The following is a 20,581-nucleotide window of genomic DNA, read 5'->3' on the forward strand; positions in this document are numbered from 1 at the left end:
GTCGCCGAAGGTCCAGGCGTAGGAGGCGATCGTGCCGTCGGAGTCGCGCGAGCCGGTGGCGTCGAACGCGACGGCCAGGTCGGTGACCTTGGAGGTCATCGCCGCGACGGGGGCCACGTTGGGCACCCGGACGGTCGCCTGCGCACTGGTGGTGTGCTTGGCGCCCTCGTCGTCCGTGACGGTGAGCGTGATCGGGTAGGTGCCGGCGCTCGCATAGGTGTGCTTGGCCGTCGCGCCGGTGGCGGTGGAGCCGTCGCCGAAGGTCCAGGCGTAGGAGGCGATCGTGCCGTCGGGGTCCACCGAGGTGGAGCCGTCGACCGTGACGCTGAGGTTGTCGGTGCTGCTCGTCACCCGGGCGGTGGGGGCCTTGTTCGGCTCCTTGACCGTCACGTTGGTGGTCGCCGTGCCGGTGGCGCCGTCGTTGTCCTTGACCGTGAGGACCACGGGGTAGGTGCCCGCCTTCGTGTACACGTGGGTGGGGCGCACGCCGGTGCCGGTCGACCCGTCGCCGAACGTCCAGCTCCACGACGCGATCGAGCCGTCGGGGTCGGTGGACTTCGAGCCGTCGAGCGTGGCCGTGAGGTCCGCGCTGGTGCCCACCGCGACCGCGGTCGGCGGCTTGTTGGGCTCCTTGACGGTCACGTCGGCCGAGCTGGAGCGCGTCGCGCCCAGGTCGTCCGTGACGGTGAGCGTCGCGGTGTAGGTGCCCGCGGCCGCGTAGGTGTGGCTGGTCTTCGCGCCCTTGGCGGTCGCGCCGTCGCCGAACTTCCAGTCCCACGCGACGACGGATCCGTCGCGGTCGCTCGAGCCGCTGCCGTCGAACGTCGCGCCCAGGTCCTTGACCGCAGTGGTGATGGAGGAGGTCGGCACGTAGTTGCCGACCTGCACGGGCCGCGTGCTGGTGACGGCGAAGTCGTCGAACGCGTAGGTGACGGGGACGTTGCTCACCGAGCCGGACAGGTACGCCGAGACGCCGACGAACCCGGCGGTCTGCAGGCCCGCGGTCGAGCTCGCCGACTGGACGCTCCAGTCGGCGGGCTCGGCGGTGCCGGCCTTCCAGGCCTTGACCCGCACCGTGGTCGGGCTCGTGCCCGTGACCTGGGTGCGGACGTTGAGCTTGTCGTCGGCGCCGAAGGTGCCGGGGATCGTGACGGTGCCGATGCTCGCGGTGCCGTCGAGCACCGCGACCGTGGCGCTGCCGTTGGCGTTGAGGCGCAGCTTGGCGCCGTAGTCGAGGGTGCCGACCCGGCGGCCCACGACCGTGAGGTAGGAGCCCGAGACGGTCGGCAGCTTGTCCCACGAGATCGTCGTGGTCAGGTCGACGTCCGTCGTGGACACGTCGCGCAGGTACGACGAGAGCGTGGAACCCGTCTTGGGCAGGGTGATCGTCCCCGCCGAGCCCGCGACGCCGTAGTTGGCGGTCGAGCCGGCGTGCGACCACGCGCCGCCGGCCTGGGCGGTGCCCCAGCCGTCGCTCATGGAGCGGGCGAAGGTGTCGGCCGCGATCTGCGGCCACTCGTCGCGGTAGACGATGTCCGCGCCCTCGCTGGTCGCGGCGAACGCGCCGGACGGGGCGACGAGGACAGTCGTGCAGGTCAGGGCGGCCACGACGGCGGTCGTGACGGCTGCGGGCACGCGGAAGCCACCGGTTTGGGGCATGACGAAACAGAGCTCCAGGATGGTTGTGAGTGGGATAGGGCCAGACCGATGCGCGGTCACTTGCCTCTGGAAACATGGTCGCAAGGGAGAAGAGCCAGAAACCCGGACAAACGTCCTGACGGGTCCTGGCTGGGCTCCCGGAGCGGGTCGGCCGGGGGTCGAGGTGCTGGTCGGCGAGCTGTCGGCGTTCCGGGCGCGCAGAAGGGTGAATTGCGTCTCACCGGGTCTGGCCGACGCCCCGGGCCGTTAACATTCCGGGGGAAGTAGTGACAATTCGGGCACCGGCGACGTGGGGCGTCGCGCGGTTCCATCGAGCGCATGTCGGCGGTGCACGGGTGCCGCGGGTGGCGGACGGGGGTCGCATGCCACACCTATCGGCCAAAGACGGCGTTCTTCGCATCGCTCTGGCGGGGACGCGTGGAGTTCCTGCGCGGTACGGCGGGTTCGAGACCGCGGTCGAGGAGATCGGGCGCCGCCTGGTGGACCGCGGGCACGACGTCGTCGTCTACTGTCGGGCCACCGAGGACCCCGTCGAAGACAGGTACCTCGGCATGCGGCGGGTGACGCTCCCCGCCCTGCGCCGGCGCTCCCTCGAGACGCTGAGCCACACGGGCCTGTCCGTCGGGCACCTCCTCGCGCACCGCGTCGACGCGGCGTTCGTGTTCAACGCGGCCAACGCGCCGTTCCTCCCGTTGCTGCGCGCGGCCCGTATCCCGGTCGCGACGCACGTGGACGGGCTCGAGTGGAAGCGCGCCAAGTGGGGCGGCGCCGGCCGGCGGTACTACCGCGGAGCCGAGGCGGCCGCCGTGCGATGGTCCGACGCGCTCATCGCCGACGCGCCCGGCATCGCCGCGTACTACGAGCAGGAGTTCGGGGCGGCCACGCGCCAGATCGCCTACGGCGCGCCGATCATCGAGCAGATCGAGACCGACCGGCTCGACCCGCTCGGGCTGCGCCCCGGGGCCTACCACCTGGTGGTGGCCCGCTTCGAGCCGGAGAACCACGTGCGGGAGATCGTCGCGGGCTACGTCGCGTCCGGTGCCCGGCTGCCGCTCGTCGTGGTGGGCGGCGCTCCCTACGCGGAGGAGTACACCGACCGCGTCCGCGCCGCGGCGGCGGACGACCCGCGGGTGCGCTTCCTCGGCAGCGTCTGGGACTCCGTGCAGCTCGACCAGCTCTACGCGCACGCGCTCACCTACCTGCACGGCCACAGCGTCGGTGGCACCAACCCCTCGCTGCTCCGCGCGATCGGGGCGGGGGCGGCGACGGCCGCCTTCGACGTGGCGTTCAACCACGACGTGCTGGGAGAGCTCGGCACCTACTTCGCCGACGAGGCCGGCGTGGCTCGGGCCGTCGAGGCTGCCGAGGGCGACGTGGCGGCGACGCAGGCCGTCGGCCTCGCCTCGCGCGAGAGGGCGCGCGACTACGACTGGGACTCGGTGACGGACGGGTACGAGCAGCTGGCCCGCGACCTCGTCGCCCGCAATGTCCCGGGACGCCAGCGCGCCCGCCGGCGTCCCGCGGGGGACGTGGCCGACCCGATCCCGGCGAGCGTCGCGCGATGAACGCCCAGCCCACGGTCAGCAGCGACGCGCGCGCCACCGAGACCTATCGGGAGGTCGTGCGTCGTCTGGGCTCCGCGCAGAAGCCCGCGGCGCGCAGCGCCCCCGCGTACTCGAGGTTCGTCAACCGCAGGCTCGGTCGGTACCTCGCGGCCTGGGCCTACCGCGCCGGGCTGACGCCCAACGCCGTGACGGGCCTGAGCGCGCTGGCGACGTTCACGGGCATCGCCCTGCTCGCCGTGCTCGCGCCCGGTCCGCTGCTCGGCGTGCTGGTCACGCTGTGCCTGGTGCTGGGCTACGCGCTCGACTCGGCCGACGGGCAGGTGGCCAGGCTGACGGGCAGGGGCAGCGCGGCGGGGGAGTGGCTGGACCACGTGGTCGACGCCACGAAGATCGCCTGCCTGCCGCTCGCGCTCCTGGTGGGTCTGTACCGGGCCGGCACCGTCGAGACGGCGTGGCTCGTCGTCCCGCTGGTGCACGCCGTCGCGGGCAGCGTGCTGTTCTTCGCCATGATCCTGACCGAGCAGATGCGTCGGGCGCGGGGAACGGCGAGCGTCGCGGACACCGGCGGCCGGCTCCCGTGGCTGCGGTCGCTGCTGGCGGTGCCCACCGACTACGGCGTGCTGTGCCTGAGCTTTCTGCTCCTCGTGGTACCCGCCTGGTTCTTCGTCGCGTACACGGCAATCGTGATCTTTACCGTCCTCTTCGTGGCCGCGGCGTGCGTCAAGTGGTTCCGCGAGCTCAATGCTCCCGTCGCTGACTTGGGCGAACGCGACATTTGAGACTCACCCGTTCGAGTGTGAGCGAGATCACATTCGGATAACGGTCGCCGTCCGCGGCGTCGCAAACGTGCTGCTCGCGGCGTCCTTGCGCCGTTCATGCCGGTCGGTCCGAATCTGCGCGCGCGCCGAGCCGCTGCCGAGGGAGGTTCACCCGGCGGTGGCCTTCGCCCTAGGCTCCCCGTCAGTGTCCGCGGGATCGTCCGTCGGTCCGCAAGCCCGGAAAGCCGAGGCACCACCGACCCGAGGAGCAGACATGGCGCGCGTACGTCCCCGCCGATCGCTTGTCGTCGCCACCGGTCTTGTCGCCGCCTTCCTGGGCGCCGGACTCGCCGGGGTCGTCGACCCCCTCGCCTCGTCCGCAGAGACCGTGGCCCCCAACGTCGTGATCGCCAACCACAAGGTCGTCAAGTCGGGCGGCTCGTTCGTCGTCCCGCTGCCCGTGCCGACCGACGCCACCAGCGTCCGGCTCGTGGTGGCGGCCCAGCTGGCCTGGCGCCCGACCAAGATCTCCGTGTGCTCCGGCTCCGCGGTCACCGCCGCGTGCAAGGCGTCGCCGGTGATGGTCACGCCGGTGCAGACCGCCAAGTTCGCCACGGTGACGCTGCCCGTGAAGCCCGGGGACCGGAACCTCACCGTCTACTCGAGCGCGGCGAGCGCGAGCGTGACCATCCGGCTCGCGAGCTACCAGCGCGGCGGCGCGACCCCGGCTCCCACGACCGCATCGCCCACCACGGCGGCGCCCACGGCGAAGCCGACGGCCACGGCGACCGCGACCCCGAAACCGACCGCCACCGCGACGTCGGCTCCCAAGCCGACCGCGACCGCGACGCCCAAGCCGACCGCGACCGCGACCCCCAAGCCGACCGCGACCGCGACCCCCAAGCCCACGGCGACCGCGACCCCGAAGCCCACCGCGGCGCCGACTGCAGCCCCCGCGCCGCCCGCGACGACCGGGCGGCCCGGACCCGGGAACACGGGCGTCCCCGCCGGCACCGCGCTGACGGTGCACGAGGGCGACCTCACCATCACGAAGGACGGGACCGTCGTCGACGCGAAGGAGATCCGCGGCCTGGTGCGCGTCGAGGCGACGAACGTCGTCATCAAGCGGACGCGCATCACGGGCCGGCCGCTCACCACGAGCCTGAGCCTCGTCTACGTGGCGCCCGGCGGCTCGGTGACTGTCGAGGACTCCGAGCTCTACGCCAAGGACCACTCGCCGTGGATCCGCGGCGTCATCGGCTCCAACTTCACGCTCACCCGCGTCAACATCCACCACGTCACCGACCAGATGATGATCACGGGCAGCAACGTGGTGGTCCGGGACTCGTGGCTGCACGACAACCTGTACTTCCTCGAGGACCCCAACTTCGGCGGCAAGCCCACGCACGACGACAACGCCCAGATCGCGCGCGGCTCGAACCTGACGTTCACCAACAACACCTTCGAGGGGACGCACAACGCGGCCATCCAGGTGGCGCAGAGCGGTGGCCAGGTGTCCAACCTCAAGATCACCGGCAACTCGATCGGTGGTGGAGCGTGCTCGCTCAACTTCGCCGAGGTGGGCCTCGGGGCGATCAAGGGCGTCGTGATCCAGGACAACGCGTTCCAGCCGACGCAGAAGTTCTACGGCTGCGCGGTCGTGTCCGACCCGGCCACCCTCCCGCTGCTGGCCCTGAGGAACAACCTCTGGGCATCGGGCAAGGCGGTCACGGTGACGGCCCGCGTCGGCTCCTGACGCGAGGGCGCCGGGACCGCGGGGGCCCCAGGGCGTCAGTACCTGGGGCGCCAGGACCCCCAGGACGCCAGGACCTCAGCGCGCCAGGGCGTCCAGCTCGGCCAGCACCGCCGTGCCGTAGCGTGACGGGCTGAACCGCGCCTCGGCGTCGACCTGCCCGTCGCGAGCCAGACGGCGCGCGAGGTCGGGGTCGTCGGCCAGGCGGGCGACCGCCGCCGCGAGCGCCGGGGCGTCGCCGGGCGGCACGAGCAGGCCGGTGACCCCGTCACGCACGATCTCCGCGAGGCCCTGCGTGGCGGTGGCGACCACGGGCCGGCCCGCGAGCAGGGCCTCCACCGCGGTGTTGCCGAACGGCTCCACGCGCGACGGGACCAGCACCACGTCGGCCGCCTCGAGCTCGGGCCAGGTCGGGTGGACGAACCCGAGCAGCTCGACCCGGTCGGCCAGGCCGGCCGCGGCCACCTGGTCCCGGATCTGGGCCTCGAACCACTCGTAGCCGTCGAACGTGTCACCCGCGAGCCGCAGGGTGACGTCGCGTCCTGCCGCGACCAGGGCGGCCACGGCCTCGACCGCGACGTCGGTGCCCTTGCGCGGCGACAGACGCCCGACGAGCACGAGCCGCACCGGGTCGTCGGCAGGGTCCCGCAGGGGCGCAGGTGCGGCCGGGGGGCCGGGGACGCCGTTGTGGACGACGACGGTGCGGCGCAACAACCCGCGCAGCACCGACGCCGTGGCGAGGCTGGAGGCGGTGCTGTTGGCGATCACGCGCCGCGCGAGCAGCAGCGGAGCCGTGAGCCCGAGCGTCACCAACCGGGACTGGTCCTCCTCCGCCTCGTGCACGTGGCACAGCGCCGGGACCCGCGCGAGGCGGGCCGCGGCCAGCCACGTGGGGATGGTCAGGGTGTTCACGTAGACGGCGTCGGCGCGGGCGCGCCGCAGCCACCGGGCGGCCCGCCAGGTGGCCGTCGTGGCGGAGGCCGCGAGGCCCACGAGGCCGCGCGGCGTGAGCAGGGCCTTGCGCAGCACGGGGAATGGGGCGATCCGCACGTCGGCACCGGTCGCGGCGAGCCGCGCGGCCAGCGGTCCACCCGTGGGGAGCACGACGACGACCTGCCAGTCGCCCGCGACCGCCGCGCGCACGGACTCCAGCAGCTGGAGGTCGGACCCGTACAGCTCGGCCGACGGGTGCGCCACGACGAGGCGCCTCACGAGGCGGCCACCGCGGCGACCGGCCCGGCCCAAGGATCCCGGCGCCGGGTGGCGTACCAGGCGCCCGACACCGTGCCCCGCGCGGCCGCGAGCAGCGGACCGGGTCCGCTCAGCAGCTGGCGCCGACCCCCGCGCTTCACGGTGCGCCACGCGTACGCGGGCGCACCGAGCACCCAGCGCGCGCGCTGCCTGCCCGCCAGGTGGTGCGCGGCGAACACCAGCCGCCCGCGGCAGTTCTGCGCGTAGTAGAGGTCGGACTTGCGCCGCGAGCCGGCGTGCTCCTGCGTGCCTCCGACGTCGTGCACGGCCTCGACGTCGCTGCGGACCACCAGCTCGACCCCGAGCGATCGGGCGCGCCAGGACAGGTCCACGTCCTCCCAGTAGAGGAAGTAGCGGTCGTCGAAGCCGCCCACCCGCAGCCACGCCTCGGTCGAGGCGCACAGGCACGCCCCGCTGATCCAGTCCACCCGGCCGTCGCCGTGCGGTCGGCTCGACGTGCTCCCGTGGACCAGGTCGAGCGTGCCGCCCTGGGACCAGACGGACCCGTCGGGCCGGCGGATCACCGGGGCCAGCATGGTGCGCGGCGCCGCGAGGGCGGCGTCGAGCAGCAGGCGGGCCGACGCCGGGTCGAGCGCGAGGTCCGGGTTCAGCACGAGGACGGCACGGGCGCCGCGCGCGTGGGCCGCCGCGATCCCGGAGTTCACGCCCGCGCCGAACCCGTCGTTGGGCGTCGTCACCAGGTGCCAGCCGTGCGCCCGGGCGACGGCGCGCGCCTGCTCGGTGGCCCGCGGCGTGGGGGAGTTGTCCACCACCACGACGAGGGCGTCCAGCCCGTGCGCGGTGGCTCGCAGGTGCTCGTCGAGCAGGGCGGCCGAGCCGTGGTTCACCACGACGAGCGCGACCGGGCCTGGCAAGTGCACACCTCCGGGTGAGAAGGGGATGAAATGCCGCGGACGGGCAGGTCAGGGACTGCACGGATGCTAGCCCAGCCGATACTGTCCGGACCGGGACGAACCGGGTGAAGACGGTCCATGGCCGTGCGGGAAGGGGGCGGGGTGGCAGACGACGAGCTGCGCGTGCTGCAGTCCTTCCGCGAGCCCCGGCGCACCACCAACCCCTACCTCGTGCAGCTGCGCGAGTCGCTCGAGCCGTTCGCGCGCGTGCAGACGTTCTCCTGGCCGCGCGCGCTGCGCGGGCGCTACGACGTGCTGCACGTGCACTGGCCCGAGGTCGTGGTGGAGCGCCGCAACCCGCTCCGGCACTGGGGCGCGAGCGCTCTGTTCGCGCTCGCGGTGGTGCAGGCGTCCCGCCGCGGACGGGTCATCGTCCGCACGGCCCACAACCAGGCGCCGCACGACGAGGTGGACCGCGCGACCCGCCTCGTGAGCGCCTGGTGCGACCGGCGTACGGCGGCGTGGATACGTCTCAACGAGCGCACGCCGACGCCGCCCGGCGCCCTCGCGCGGACCATCGCGCACGGTGACTACACGGCGTGGTTCGCGCCGTACCCCCGGCGCGAGCCCGTGCCGGGCAGGCTCGTGCACGTCGGGCTGATCAAGCCGTACAAGGGTGCCGAGGAGCTGCTGGCCGCCTTCGCCGCGCTCGACGACCCCGACGCGGGGCTGGTGGTCGCCGGCCGACCGACGACCGAGGAGCTGCGCGCGGCCGTCACGGCGTCCGCCGCGCGGGACCCGCGGGTGCACCTGGACCTCGCGCACATCGACGACGCGGAGCTGGTCGGGTGGGTCACGTCGGCCGAGCTCGTCGTGCTGCCCTACCGCTCGATGCACAACTCGGGGGCCGTGCTGCTGGCCCTGTCGCTCGGGCGCCCGGTGCTGGTGCCCCGCAACGACGTCAACGACGACCTCGCCGCCGAGGTAGGCGAGCGGTGGGTGCACCGGTACGACGGGCCGCTCACCGCGGAGGTGCTCGCCGGCGCCCTGGCGGCGTGCCGAGCGCAGCCCGCGACCGGGCAGCCGGACCTGACGGGACGTGCCTGGCCGGCGCTCGGTGCTGCCCATGCCGCCCTGTACGCGCAGGCGCTCGGCCGCTCGCCGGTGGCCACCGCGCCGGTCGGTGGGGCCGCATGAGCTGCGCCCCCGTCGTCGTCGCGATGCTCACGTACCGCCGGCCCGCCGACCTGCAGGTGGCCGTGCCCGCGTTCCTGGCCCAGGCCCGTCAGCACGGCGGCTCGCTGCTCGTCGTCGACAACGACCCGGACGCGGGAGCCCGCGACTACGTCGTCGGCCTCGACGACCCGGACGTCCGCTACGTGCACGAGCCCCGGCCCGGCATCGCGGCCGGCCGCAACCGCGCGCTGGACGAGGTGGGCGACGCGCTGCTCGTCTTCGTCGACGACGACGAGCACCCGGTGGACGGTTGGCTCGAGGCCTTGCTGGAGTGCCGGCGCAGCACGGGCGCGGCGGTGGTGGTGGGTGCCGTCGTCTCGGAGTTCGAGCAGCCGCCGCCCGAATGGGTGGTGGCGGGGCGGTTCTTCGACCGACGTCGGCTGCCCACCGGGACACGGGTGGACGTGGCCGCCACCAACAACCTGCTCCTCGACATGGCGCGCGTGCGGCCCACGGGTGCGCGGTTCGACGAGGCCTTCGGGCTGAGCGGAGGCAGCGACACCCTCTTCAGCCGCACGCTGGTGCGCTCCGGCCTCGACATGGTCTGGTGCGACGAGGCCGTGGTGCTCGACCGCGTCCCGGCCGCGCGGATGACGCCCGAGTGGGTGCTCGCGCGGGCGCGGCGCAGCGGGAACTCTGCGAGCCGGGCAGAGCTCGAGCTGGCCGAGACCCCCGCGCGACGCGCGGGGGTGCGAGCCCGCTACCTCGTGCGCGGCACCGTGCGCGTGGTCGGTGGGTCGGCGCGCGTTGCCGGGGCGTCGCTGCGCCGCAGGCCGGTCACCGCGCTGGTGGGCCGCCGCAACGTGCGCCGGGGGCTCGGCATGCTGTCGGGCGCGTTCGGGCACGTCGTGTACGAGTACCGCAGGCCTGTTTCGTCAGCGCCGCCGTCAGCACCGCCGTCAGCACCGCCGTCACCGTCGCGGTCGGCGTAGCGCGGCTCGCGCCGACCGCCGCAGCACCGCCAGGTCGCGTCGCAGGGGAGTGGCGAGCATGACCACCGCGACGGCGACGAGCCCGGCGAGGAGCCCGGCCGCCAGCTGGGCCCAGGCGCCGTGGTCGGGCAGCGCCCAGGCGCCTGCCGCGGCCGCGCCCCCGGCGACCGCGCCCGCCACGAGCACGCGTGCCGCGCCCTGGTAGAGCGACGCGACGTGCAGCGTGGTCGAGCGGTTCAGCCACCACAGCGACAGCGGCCACGCGAGCATGGGCGCCAGGGCGTACCCCGCGGCCACGCCGACGATGCCCCACGCGCTGCCGCCCACGACGCACACGATCCGGATGGCCGCCGACATGAGCGTGTACTGCAGCAGCTGGCGGGTCAGCCCCCGCGCGAGGTACACCCAGTACCCGACGTAGGCGAGCGTCTGGAAGATCCCGGCCACGGCCAGCAGCCGCAGCACCGGCGGGACCTCGGCCCACTTGGGCCCGAGCACGATCGCCACGGTGGGCTCGGCGACGCCCGCCAGGAGCGCGAGCCCGATGGTGATGGGGTAGGCGAGCACCAGCTGCCCGTTGCGGACGATCGAGTCGAACTGCTCGGGCTTGCGCGCTCGCGTGAGCACCGGCAGCGCCACCGTGGTGCTGGGCGCCCGCACCTGGTTGAGGGGGTTCATGAGCAGCTGGAACGCGCGGTTGTAGATGCCCAGGGGAACGGCGCCGAACCGGTGGCCGATCACGAGGGAGTCGACGTTGTTGGCGAGGTAGCCGATCAGCTGGGAGCCCAGCAGGCCGCCGCCGAACGTGTAGAGGTGGCGCATCGGCGCTCGCCGGTCGAACCACCGCGGCACCCAGTGCGCTGCGAGCGCGAACCCGACCAGGGCCACCACCGCCTGCACCAGCTGCTGCGCGACGAGGGCCCAGTGCCCCGCGCCGGCCAGCGCGAGACCGACGGCGCCGAGGAGCGCGGTGGCGGGCGCGATGACGTCGATCTGCGCGACCGAGCGGAACCTCATGCTCCGCACCAGGTCCGCGCGGAACTGCGTCATCATGCCGTTGAGCAGGAACGTCAGGGCGATCGCCCGGGCGATCGGCACGAGCGTCGGCTCGTCGTAGAACGCGGCGATCGGCTCCGCCATGGCGAACATCGCGAGGGCCAGCACCAGCCCGATCGCGGTGTTGGTCCAGAACAGGTTGGACCGCTGGGCGCGCGTGAGGTCTCGCGCCTGGATGGCGGCCGAGCTGAGCCCGAAGTCCCGCAGCGTGTCGCCAATGCCGGCGATCGCGAGCACCATCGCCACGATGCCGTAGTCGCGCGGGTCGAGCAGCCTTGCCAGGACGACGACGGAGCTGAGCTGGATCACCAGCCGGGCGACGAGGCCCAGCCCGGTGGACAGTGCGCCGCGCGCCGCCCGCGCCGCGAGGTCGGTGGTCATGACCCGTCGGCCGCCCCCGCGCGGACGCGTCGGAAGGTGCCGCGTGCCGTGCGCACGCTGGTGCGTGCGGTGCTGAGGCTGAGGCGCACCAGGCCGAAGCCGCGGTACCGGGGCAGGCGCGCGCCCGCGAGGCGAGCGCCCGTCAGGCGGCCCGCGAGCGTCGTGCGCCGGTTGCGCTGCAGCGGCTGGACGCCGGCCACCTCGTCGGGGTCGATGGGGCGCACGGTGAGGACGCCCGCCTCGACGGCGCGCTGCACCACGTCGAGCCCACGGGGCGTGCGGGCGACGAGCGCGCTGAAGCCGTCGGTCTCGGTGAACACGGGATAGCCGCGCTCGTCGCTGCGCCAGAAGTCGCCCGCCGTGATGTCGCTGCTCTCCCCGACGCCGTCGGGGCAGATCTTGCAGCGCCACTGCACCGTGGGACCCAGCGTCCCGCCCCACGACTCGTCGTACGACGCGGACCACTCGCGGCCGGAGCGGCCGCGCGCCGTGAACCGGCCGGGCCAGCCCCTGCCCCGGTACCAGAGGTCGTCGAGCGGCTCGTCGACACCCAGCTGGTCGAGCATCGCGTCGGTGGACCGCGCAGACGGCGTGCCCGCGCAGAAGAAGGAGAGGAGCAGGGGCGCGGGCTCCGAGGACGCCAGCGCGCGCAGGGCGGCGATCTCGCACGGCTTGCCCACGGTGGCGGCCGCGGGGTCGAGCGCCGCGGGGTGCGAGGCGACCGCCACGGGGGCGTACCGCGACCCGGCGGCGTCGAGCGCCTCGCGGCGCGAGCGGATGACGACGGGCACGGTGCGCCGGGGCTCGTCGCGGTCCGCGGCTGCTCCGAGCGTCGCCACCGCCTCGCCGTTCGCGACGAGCCAGGAGCTCAGCGCGGTCAGCACGCCGCCGCTGCTGCCCCGCAGGCGCAGCTCCGGGTCGGTGGCGGCCGCCTCCCAGCAGCCCGCGACGGGACCGAGGATGGGGTGGCGGCGTGAGCCGTCCGGCCGCTGGGCCCGGACGACCCGCCCGGGGCACGCGCGGTCGAACGCGGCCGGCGCATCGTTCGTCGCGGTGCTCGCGCCGACGCGCTCGGGCCGCAGGTAGCCCTCGGGCGTGAGGCGCATCGAGAGGCCGTCGTCCAGGAGCGTGCACGCGCCGCAGCCGCTGCACCGTCCGGAGTCGACGACGGCGCGGACGCGGTCGTCGAGGCCGGGGCCGCTCACCGCACCGACCGCAGCGCCGCGACCGCGGGGGCGAGCAGCCCCTCCGCGGTGTCGAGCAGCGCGGCGACGTCGGACGTCAGGTCGGTCTTGACGAGTGCGAGGACGTCCTCGACCGGCGTGGACGCCGCGCGCAGGTCCACGGTGTGCTCCCAGCCCAGGTCGCGCAGCAGCGGGTCGAACTTGCGCGAGTACGCCATGGGGACCGCGGGCGTGCCGGTGGAGAGCGCGTTGAGGCACGCGTGCATCCGGGAGCCGACGACGACGGCCGCCGAGGCGGTCACCTCGCGCACCTCGTCGAGGTCCTGCGGCAGCACCACCTCCACGTCGCCTCCCACCAGCGCGGCAAGCTCGCGCACGGCCGGCACGTCGTTGTCCGCCACCGGGGACTCGATGACATGGGCCATGAGGGAGACCGTGCGGCCGGCGTCGCGGAGCCCGTCGCACACGGCCCGGACCGTGCGGCGGTAGGAGGCGGCCTCGACGTGGGGGTTGGGCTGCCACAGCAGGCCCGAGACGTTGAGCACCACGTCGCGCGTGCTGGTGCGGGCCGGTCGCGGCAGCGCGAACACCACGTCGGTGCTGCGCACGTCGACCGGGCGGCCGAGGGAGGCGGCGTAGTCGGCGCTGACGCGGTCGCGGGCCATCACGACGCGCGCCTTGCGGAGCGACCACCGCGCGACGGCCCGACCTCGCCGCGTGGTGAACGGGCCGATCGTCTGCGGGCCCATGACGACGGGCGTCCCCGCGCTGCGCGCGAGCGAGGCGAGCATGCTCTGGTTGACCAGGCGGCGGGCGCCGTAGATGTCGGCGAACGAGTCCCCCGCGCGCATGTCCAGGACCAGGTCGAACGTGCCCAGCCATGACCGCAGCGGGTCGCCGGGCGCGACGCGCGCGCGCACCAGGCGTCGGTTGCTCCCCACCGGGACCGGGATGCCGCGCGTGCCGTAGCTCGCGTAGGAGACGTCGCACCCCGGGAACGCCCGGTCGGCGAGCGCCGCGGCCCCGCGCGCGAGCGCTCGGACGCCGAGGTTCGACGACTGGTCGTCTGCGTAGAGCACCAGGACGTGCACGTGGCCTCCTGCCGGTGTCGGGGCTGCCGGGACTCGTCAGCGCAACGCCTCGGCTCGGCGTGAGTGTAGGCGCAGCGGGTACCGGTTCGGACGGGTCTGGGCAGGAGATCACCCGCGCGAATTCTGTCCGGTGCGTCCCGGTCTGAGTTAGCGTCGGGTCGACGTCGCTCCGCCGTGCCGGGGTGGCGGCGGGCGTTCGTGACCGAGACGGGGTGAGGTGCGTGGCAGCCGAGCCCGGCAGCACTGCGGGTGTCGACGTCCGCGCCGAGGCATCGGACCCACGCTCGGACGGGGGCGCGACGCGGGCTGCGCCAGCGCCCGCGGCGAGGACCCGCCCCCGCATGGAGTGGATGGACACGCTGCGCGGCGGGGCGATCCTGCTCATGCTGTTCTGGCACGCCACCTCGCTGCCCGTGCTCTACCAGGCGTACGTCCCGGGTCCGCTGCTGGCGGTCAACGACGCGCTGCTGCCGTACCGCATGCCGTGCCTGATGTTCCTGTCCGGTCTGCTGCTGCCCCGGTCGCTGAGCAAGCCGCTGGGCGAGTACTACCGCGGCAAGATCGCCCTGATCGCCTACCCCTACGTGGTGTGGGTGATCATCTACTGCCTGTGCGTCGGGGCGGACCGTGCCTACTGGGACCCGCGCCTGTACGTGGCCAAGGGCTACCTCTGGTACCTCTACTACATCGCGGTGTTCTACCTCGTGGCACCGCTGGTGCGCCGTCTGCCGCTCTGGGTGACGCCCGTGGCGTGCTTCGCGGCGGCGTTCGTGGTCGACGACAAGATCCCGCACCGGATGCTGTTCTTCGCGATCTTCTTCTTCACCGGCGCATGGGCGGCGGGCCGCGTCATCACGGCCCGCCTGCGCAACCCGTGGCTGGTGGTCGCGCTCGCGGTCCCTGCCATCGCGTTCGCCTGGGTCTCGGCGACGCGCGACGTCAACTACCAGCAGGTCTTCGTCCTGTTCTCGTTCGCCGGCATCGCGGTGGCCATCGCGCTCGCCGCCCGCATGAGCTCGCGCCGCAGCGCCGCGCTGCGGCACGTCGGGCGCAACTCGATCGTGTACTACACGTCGCACTTCCCGGCCATGCTCGGCGTGCTGATGCTGCTGCTCGAGGTCGGGGCGCCCTGGTGGGTGACGGTCCCGGTGCTCTACGCGGTCGGCATCGCGGTCGGGACCGCCCTCACCGCGGTCCGGGAGCGCCGGCCGGTGCGATGGCTCTTCGAGGCGCCGTTCCTCTCGCGCGGGCCGCGACCCGCCGGCCGACCGGCCGCCGCACCGACCACCCCACCGGCGGCCCCTGCGGCCACCCGCCCGGCCGCTGACGGCGTCGCCGGGTGAATCCCGCCGCCGCCCGCCGCGCGGCGCCGACCGTGACCCATACTGCGTGTGACCGACGCCGGCCCGCTGGCCGGACGCCGACGTGGGCGCGCAGCGGCGCGCACCGTGACCGAGGGGCTGGCAGATGACCGACGACATGCCGAGCGGACGCCGGCCGCTGCCGTACATCATCGGCGGCGCGGCCATCGTCGTCGCCCTGCTCGCCGCGCTGGCGATCGCCGGTCCCTGGCGCGGTGACGACCAGGCGGAGGCGACGCCCACCGGCTCGCTCACGCCGAGCTCCTCGGCCTCGGCGACACCGACCTCCACCCCCTCGCCCACCGCCTCCCCGACGCCCTCCGACGAGGGGCCGACGAGCGACGCGCCGACCCCGAGCCCGAGCGCCACCAGCGGCCCGCCGGCATCGGCGGTCCCCGTCCCGCCGCTCGGCGACAAGAAGCCGATCACGCCGGCACCCAGCCAGAGCGCGTCGGTCGGCGGGGTGCACGTCCGGCTCGTCGCGCTGCGCGCGGTGACCACCGCGGGCACCGGGGTGGGCGAGATCGCCGGCCCCGGCGTGGAGGCCGTGGTGGAGGTGCAGAACGACCGCGACACGACGCTCGACCTCTCGGAGATGTCGGTGGCGGTGTACCAGGGAGCCGACGGCATCCCGCTGTCGACGGTGACGAGCGACCCCGCCAACGCGCCCGCGGGCGACGCCGCCGCGGGCAAGACGTCCCGCGGCACGTACCGCTTCGCCGCGGGCGGCAAGGAGAACCGGTACGCCGTCGTCGTCGCCCTCTCGACGAAGACCGCGCCCGTCGTCTTCCAGGGCGTCACGCTCTCCTGAGCCCCGGGAACCCGCGCGCTGGGGCATGTGGGTGAATCCCTCGCCGGCCACGGGTGAAGTCCTCGAGGGGACGATCGTCCAGCGGTGAAAAGCGGCTAATGTCCGCTTTGGCCGACTAGGACGTGCCGCGACAGCGCGGTCGAAGGGTGAGGGACACATGTCCGAGCGAACGCATTTCCCCCGGCGACTCGTCGCATCCGTGGCCGCCGCCGGCCTGCTCCTGATGGGGCTCGCGACCACCGCGTCGGCCGACACCGCCCCGCTGGACCCGACGAGCCCGGCGAGCCCGCCGACGGTCGCGGCTGACGCGCTCGGCGCCCCGCAGATCGACGGCGTCGTGTGGTCGCAGGCGATCGTCGGCGACACCGTGTACGTCGCGGGCAAGTTCACCACCGCACGTCCGGCCGGCTCGCCGGCAGGCACCAACACGGTGCCGCGGTCCAACCTGCTGGCGTTCAGCATCAGCACCGGGCAGCTGCTGCCGTGGGCGCCGGTGACCGACGGCCAGGTCCGCGCGATCACGCGGTCGCCCGACGGGTCGCGCATCTACATCACCGGTGACTTCAACAAGGTCGACGGCGTGTTCCACGTGCGGATCGCGGCGTTCAACACCTCGAACAACACGATCGTCGCCGGGTTCAAGCCGACCCTCGCCTCGTCCGGCCTCGCGATCGCCGCCTCGAACACCACGGTCTACGCGGGCGGTAACTTCACGTCGGCCGCCAGCACCACCGGCGGGACGCTCGTTCCGCGCAAGTACGTCGCGGCGTTCAACGCGTCGACGGGCGCGCTGACCAACTTCGTGGCCGACGCGAACGACGCCGTGAGCGCGCTCGCCGTGACGCCCGACCTGCAGCGCGTCGTCGTCGGCGGCCGGTTCACCAGCCTCAGCGGGAGCAACTTCTACGGCCTCGGCTCGGTCGACCCGACCACGGGTGCGCCCGTGTCCTTCCCCGCGAACGCCCAGATCCGCAACGCCGGAGCGCAGTCGGGCATCACGAGCCTCTACGCGGACGCGAGCGGCATCTACGGCACCGGCTACCACTTCGGCACGGGCGGCAACGACGAGGGCTCCTTCCGGATCAGCGCCACCACGGGTGAGCTGCTCTGGGTCGCGGACTGCCACGGCGACACCTACTCGGCCTTCCCGGTGGGCAACGTCGTCTACGTCGCGAGCCACCACCACTACTGCGGCAACATGGACGGCTTCCCCCAGACCGAGCCGTGGACCACCTACCACGCGAACGCGTTCAGCCTCGCGGCCACGGGCGTCAACAAGCCCGACATCTACGGGTACCCGGACCACGCCGGCCAGCCGTCGCCGACGCTGCTCAACTTCTACCCGAACTTCTACACCGGCTCCTACACGGGGCAGGGCCAGGCCGCCTGGAGCGTCACGGGCAACAGCGACTACATCGTGTACGGCGGGGAGTTCCCCGGCGTGAACGGCGGGGCGCAGTACGGCCTCGTGCGCTTCGCGATCTCCAGCAAGGCACCCAACAAGCAGGGCCCGATGCTGACGGGCAACAACTGGCTCCCGTCGGTGGCCTCCCACGTCAAGGGCCAGGTGCGGATCTCCTACTCCAGCAACTGGGACCGCGACAACGAGACGCTGACCTACAAGCTGTACCGCGGTTCCGAGAACACGACGCCGCTCCAGACGTCGACCATCACGACGCCGTTCTGGAAGCCGCAGACCACGCTGTTCACCGACAAGACGGCGCCGCCGGGGACCACGCAGCAGTACCGCGTGACCGCGACCGACGCGTTCGGGAACGTCGCCCGGTCCAGCTGGGTGACGGTCACGGTCAACGCGACGGACGAGCTGAGCCCGTACGCGAACGCGGTGCTCGACGACGGTGCCGGCTCCTACTGGCGCCTCGGCGACGCCTCAGGCAACTTCGAGGACTGGGCGGGCGGCGCACCGTCGGTCCCCGGCTCCGGCGTGGGCCGCGGTGCCCCGGGTGCCATCGGTGGTGACACCGACCAGGCCGCGACGTTCAACGGCACCAACACCGGGTTCGCCGCGACGCAGAACCCGATCGAGGGCCCGCAGACGTTCAGCATCGAGACGTGGATCAAGACGACCACGACCGCGGGCGGCAAGATCGTCGGCTTCGGCAACGCCAACACCGGCCAGAGCTCCAACTACGACCGGCACGTCTACATGGACAACGCGGGGCGCCTGCTGTTCGGGGTCTACCCGGGTGACTCGCGCACGATCCAGTCCTCGAAGGCCTACAACGACGGTCAGTGGCACCAGGTCGTCGCGACGCTGAGCAGCGCGGGGATGAAGCTCTACGTCGACGGCACCCGGGTGGCCCAGCGCGCGGACACGACGTCGGCGCAGTCCTACTCGGGCTACTGGCGGATCGGTGGGGACACCCCCTGGACCGCCGCGGCGTTCTTCAACGGGTCGATCGACGAGACCGCCATCTACCCCGGAGCGCTCACGGCCGCGCAGGTCGACGACCACTGGGTGAAGTCCGGTCGGACGAGCACGATCCCGGCGGCACCGGCCGACGCCTACGGCGCGGCGGTCTTCGGGCTCAGCCCGGACGTGTACTGGCGCCTCGGTGAGGCGTCGGGGACCACCGCGGCCGACTCCGGCCCGGCCAAGGCCGACGCCACCTACGTGGGCACGGTGACCCGGGGCGTGACCGGCGCACTGACGGGGGTCAGCAACACGGCGGTCTCGTTCTCGGGGTCGAGCAACAACCTCGTGGCGAGCAAGTCCACGTACACCAACCCGACCGTCTACAGCGAGGAGCTGTGGTTCAAGACCACGACCACCAACGGCGGCAAGCTGATCGGGTTCGGTGACCAGCCGAGCGGCACGTCCGGCAGCTACGACCGGCACGTGTACATGGAGAACGACGGCCGGCTGACGTTCGGCGTCTGGACCGGGCAGACCAACACGATCACCACCCCGGCGGCCTACAACAACGGTGCCTGGCACCACCTGGTCGCGACGCAGTCGTCGGCCGGCATGAAGCTCTACGTGGACGGCGTCCTGCGCGGCACCAACCCGCAGACGCAGGCCCAGGGCTACACCGGGTACTGGCGGGTGGGCGGCGACACGACCTGGGGCCCGCAGCCCTGGTTCGCGGGGTCCATCGACGAGGTCGCGGTCTACTCCGACGCGCTCACGCAGGCCCAGGTGCTCCAGCACTTCCAGCTGGGGACCAACACGGTGCCGAACGTCGCGCCGACCGCCGCGTTCAGCACGGACGTGACGGACCTCAAGGTCGACGTCGACGCCTCCGCCTCGACCGACCAGGACGGGACGATCGCCAGCTACGCCTGGTCGTTCGACGACGGCGGCACCGCGACGGGCAAGACGGCGTCGCACACGTTCACGACGGCGGGCGACCACACGGTGACCCTCGTGGTGACGGACGACGACGGAGACACGGGCACCGTGCAGCACACGGTGACGACGGTCGCGCCCAACCAGGCACCGACGGCGGCGTTCTCTTCCTCGGTCGCCGACCTCAAGGTCTCCGTGGACGCGTCGGCCTCCGACGACAGCGACGGCACGATCGCCAGCTACGCCTGGACGTTCGGTGACGGGTCGACCGCCACCGGCAAGACGGCGTCGCACACCTACGCGAGCGCCGACACGTACACCGTGAAGCTGGTGGTGACGGACGACGACGGCGCGACGGCGACGGTTTCGCACGACGTCACGGTCACCGACCCGCCGAACGTCGCCCCGACGGCGTCCTTCACGGCGACCATGGGCCCCGACGGGCGGACGGTCAGCGTCAACGCGGCCGCCTCGAACGACCCGGACGGCACGATCTCCAGCTACGCCTGGTCGTTCGGACCGAGCGGGTCCGGGACCGGCGTGACCTCGTCGTACACCTTCCCGGCCGACGGCACCTACACCGTCACCCTCACGGTGACGGACAACCGGGGTGGCACCGACTCGACGAGCAAGACCGTGACGGCGCTCGCGCCGACCGGTCCGGTCCCGCTCGCGACGGACGCCTTCGGGCGGACCAGCTCGAGCGGCTGGGGGGCGGCCGACCTCGGGGGCACCTGGGGCCTGAGCGGCGCGGCGTCGCTGTTCACGGTCCAGGGTGGCAGCGGGCTCGTCTCGGTGGCCGCCGGCGCGACGCCGAGGGCTCGCCTGGCGATCAACGCGAGGGACGTCGACATCTCGACGAGCGTGAGCCTCAACAAGCTCTCCGACGCCGGGGTCGCCCGGGCCTACCTGGCGGCCCGCACGGTGGGCACGACGAACGACTACTACATCTCCGTGAAGGTCGCGGCGAACGGTGGTCTCTCGCTCCAGTTCGTGCGCCGGATCGCCGGTGTCGACACCAACCTGACGGCGGTCTCGCTGCCCGGGGTCACCTACGTCGCCGGGCAGAAGCTCAACATCCGGCTGCAGGCCCAGGGTGCCAACAGCACGACGCTGCGGGCCAAGGCCTGGCTGGCCAGCCAGGCGGAGCCGACGGCCTGGCAGCTGACCGCCACGGACTCGACCGCTGACCTGCAGGTGGCGGGCGGTGTCGGGATCGGTGCCTACTCGCCGGCCTCGACCACCAACGGCCCGCTGACGTTCAGCTGGGACGACTTCGCGGTGACTGCCCTGCCGTAGTGGTCTGAGGAGGTGAGGGACGGCCCGGCGGTGCTCGACAGCCGTCGGGCCGTCCGTCACACTGACGCGGTCCTGGGTCC

Annotated in this window: 14 protein-coding genes; 8 read left to right on the plus strand and 6 right to left on the minus strand. The window is 73.3% G+C overall.

Annotation, left to right across the window (positions count from 1 at the left end):
* Positions 1-1,659, minus strand: a 1,659-nt coding sequence (locus QRT05_RS05010; RefSeq protein ID WP_289445842.1) for a PKD domain-containing protein, incomplete at its 3' end; no start/stop codon positions are given.
* Between the two features lie 362 nt (positions 1,660-2,021).
* Between QRT05_RS05010 and QRT05_RS05015 the strand changes: the two genes are divergently transcribed.
* From QRT05_RS05015 to QRT05_RS05025, 3 genes are all read left to right on the plus strand, one after another.
* The gene (locus QRT05_RS05015) at positions 2,022-3,224 is read left to right on the plus strand and encodes a DUF1972 domain-containing protein (protein WP_289445843.1); all 1,203 of its coding nucleotides are present in this window, start codon (positions 2,022-2,024) and stop codon (positions 3,222-3,224) included.
* Positions 3,221-4,003, plus strand: coding sequence for a CDP-alcohol phosphatidyltransferase family protein (locus QRT05_RS05020; protein WP_289445844.1), 783 nt, complete (start codon positions 3,221-3,223; stop codon positions 4,001-4,003). Before QRT05_RS05015 ends, QRT05_RS05020 begins: the two co-directional genes overlap by 4 nt.
* A gap of 253 nt (positions 4,004-4,256) precedes the next feature.
* Positions 4,257-5,738: a right-handed parallel beta-helix repeat-containing protein gene (locus tag QRT05_RS05025; RefSeq protein ID WP_289445845.1), complete on the plus strand. Its 1,482-nt coding sequence runs from the start codon at positions 4,257-4,259 to the stop codon at positions 5,736-5,738.
* Between the two features lie 75 nt (positions 5,739-5,813).
* Here QRT05_RS05025 and QRT05_RS05030 read toward each other — a convergent pair whose 3' ends face one another.
* Together QRT05_RS05030 and QRT05_RS05035 are read right to left on the minus strand one after the other, a co-directional pair.
* The gene (locus tag QRT05_RS05030; RefSeq protein ID WP_289445846.1) at positions 5,814-6,947 is read right to left on the minus strand and encodes a glycosyltransferase family 4 protein; all 1,134 of its coding nucleotides are present in this window, start codon (positions 6,945-6,947) and stop codon (positions 5,814-5,816) included.
* Entirely contained in the window at positions 6,944-7,861 is a 918-nt protein-coding gene (locus QRT05_RS05035; RefSeq protein ID WP_289445847.1) for a glycosyltransferase family 2 protein, read from the minus strand. The genes QRT05_RS05030 and QRT05_RS05035 overlap by 4 nt, the downstream gene beginning before the upstream one ends.
* Before the next feature lie 141 nt (positions 7,862-8,002).
* On the opposite strand from QRT05_RS05035, the gene QRT05_RS05040 reads away from it, so the two are divergent.
* Both QRT05_RS05040 and QRT05_RS05045 read left to right on the plus strand, forming a co-directional pair.
* Complete coding sequence (locus tag QRT05_RS05040; RefSeq protein ID WP_289445848.1) at positions 8,003-9,037, plus strand: glycosyltransferase; 1,035 nt, start codon at positions 8,003-8,005, stop codon at positions 9,035-9,037.
* Positions 9,034-10,008 carry a glycosyltransferase gene (locus QRT05_RS05045; RefSeq protein ID WP_289445849.1) on the plus strand — a complete coding sequence of 325 codons (975 nt, stop codon included), beginning with the start codon at positions 9,034-9,036 and terminating at the stop codon, positions 10,006-10,008. Before QRT05_RS05040 ends, QRT05_RS05045 begins: the two co-directional genes overlap by 4 nt.
* Here the strand turns inward: QRT05_RS05045 and QRT05_RS05050 are convergent.
* From QRT05_RS05050 to QRT05_RS05060, 3 genes are read right to left on the minus strand one after another with little or no spacing between them, the layout of a single operon-like run.
* Entirely contained in the window at positions 9,988-11,445 is a 1,458-nt protein-coding gene (locus QRT05_RS05050; protein ID WP_289445850.1) for a lipopolysaccharide biosynthesis protein, read from the minus strand. The genes QRT05_RS05045 and QRT05_RS05050 overlap by 21 nt on opposite strands.
* A complete protein-coding gene (locus QRT05_RS05055) occupies positions 11,442-12,650 on the minus strand; it encodes a Coenzyme F420 hydrogenase/dehydrogenase, beta subunit C-terminal domain (protein WP_289445851.1) in 1,209 nt (402 codons plus the stop codon). The genes QRT05_RS05050 and QRT05_RS05055 overlap by 4 nt, the downstream gene beginning before the upstream one ends.
* Positions 12,647-13,720, minus strand: a complete 1,074-nt coding sequence (locus tag QRT05_RS05060) for a polysaccharide pyruvyl transferase family protein (protein WP_289445852.1) — start codon at positions 13,718-13,720, stop codon at positions 12,647-12,649. The genes QRT05_RS05055 and QRT05_RS05060 overlap by 4 nt, the downstream gene beginning before the upstream one ends.
* A 341-nt stretch (positions 13,721-14,061) precedes the next feature.
* On the opposite strand from QRT05_RS05060, the gene QRT05_RS05065 reads away from it, so the two are divergent.
* The 3 genes from QRT05_RS05065 to QRT05_RS05075 all read left to right on the plus strand — a co-directional run bounded on the left by QRT05_RS05065 (position 14,062) and on the right by QRT05_RS05075 (position 20,501).
* On the plus strand, positions 14,062-15,063 hold the full coding sequence (locus QRT05_RS05065) for an acyltransferase family protein (RefSeq protein WP_289445853.1): 1,002 nt from the start codon (positions 14,062-14,064) through the stop codon (positions 15,061-15,063).
* A 124-nt stretch (positions 15,064-15,187) separates the two neighbouring features.
* Positions 15,188-15,892: a hypothetical protein gene (locus QRT05_RS05070; protein WP_289445854.1), complete on the plus strand. Its 705-nt coding sequence runs from the start codon at positions 15,188-15,190 to the stop codon at positions 15,890-15,892.
* Positions 15,893-16,049: 157 nt separating this feature from the next.
* A complete protein-coding gene (locus QRT05_RS05075; protein ID WP_289445855.1) occupies positions 16,050-20,501 on the plus strand; it encodes a PKD domain-containing protein in 4,452 nt (1,483 codons plus the stop codon).
* Positions 20,502-20,581: the final 80 nt, after the last annotated feature.

It is taken from the genome of Cellulomonas edaphi (assembly GCF_030362815.1).
In the GTDB taxonomy this organism is placed as follows: Bacteria; Actinomycetota; Actinomycetes; order Actinomycetales; family Cellulomonadaceae; genus Cellulomonas; species Cellulomonas edaphi.

Bases quoted from the DNA above. Each gene is read 5' to 3' on its own strand.
- QRT05_RS05015 (WP_289445843.1), top strand. From the start codon at position 2,022: ATGCCACACCTATCGGCCAAAGACGGCGTTCTTCGCATCGCTCTGGCG.
- QRT05_RS05020 (WP_289445844.1), top strand. From the start codon at position 3,221: ATGAACGCCCAGCCCACGGTCAGCAGCGACGCGCGCGCCACCGAGACC.
- QRT05_RS05025 (WP_289445845.1), top strand. From the start codon at position 4,257: ATGGCGCGCGTACGTCCCCGCCGATCGCTTGTCGTCGCCACCGGTCTT.
- QRT05_RS05045 (WP_289445849.1), top strand. From the start codon at position 9,034: ATGAGCTGCGCCCCCGTCGTCGTCGCGATGCTCACGTACCGCCGGCCC.
- QRT05_RS05050 (WP_289445850.1), bottom strand. From the start codon at position 11,445: ATGACCACCGACCTCGCGGCGCGGGCGGCGCGCGGCGCACTGTCCACC.
- QRT05_RS05065 (WP_289445853.1), top strand. From the start codon at position 14,062: ATGGAGTGGATGGACACGCTGCGCGGCGGGGCGATCCTGCTCATGCTG.
- QRT05_RS05070 (WP_289445854.1), top strand. From the start codon at position 15,188: ATGACCGACGACATGCCGAGCGGACGCCGGCCGCTGCCGTACATCATC.
- QRT05_RS05075 (WP_289445855.1), top strand. From the start codon at position 16,050: ATGTCCGAGCGAACGCATTTCCCCCGGCGACTCGTCGCATCCGTGGCC.